The following is a 425-nucleotide window of genomic DNA, read 5'->3' on the forward strand; positions in this document are numbered from 1 at the left end:
GTGCTGAACACCGCGATCCGGTCGCTGCTGGCCCCGGACCCCGAGGCGGTCCTCGACGAGGTGGAGATCGACGACCCCCAGATCCCGCTGTTCCCCGCCACCCCGGACGAGCCGAAGTAGTCGGTGAGCTGCCTCTATCCTGGAGCCCATGGAGGCGAGGGAACCTGTGGCCGCGCGAGACCTGAGGGTCTCGGACGCGGAACGCGAACATGTCGGTGAGATGCTGCAACGGGCGGTCGGGCAGGGTTTGCTCTCGCTCGGCGAGTTCACCGAGCGGATGGACACGGCGCTGGCCGCGAAGACCAGGGGCGAACTGAACGTGGTGCTCTACGACCTGCCCGGCGTGCAGTTGGTCGGCGAGCACGGGCAGCCGGTCGCGCCGCCGACGGCCGCCGCGCAGCCGGCGTACCCGGCGCCCGGACACC

1 protein-coding gene is annotated in these 425 nt (G+C 71.1%); it reads left to right on the top strand.

Annotated features, from left to right (window positions below; genetic code table 11):
* Positions 1–148: 148 nt before the first annotated feature.
* On the top strand, positions 149–425 hold a 277-nt coding region (locus AC1DYG_RS19985), incomplete at its 3' end, for a DUF1707 SHOCT-like domain-containing protein (protein ID WP_477641584.1).

The sequence above is a fragment of the Pedococcus sp. P1_H8 genome (assembly GCF_056405175.1).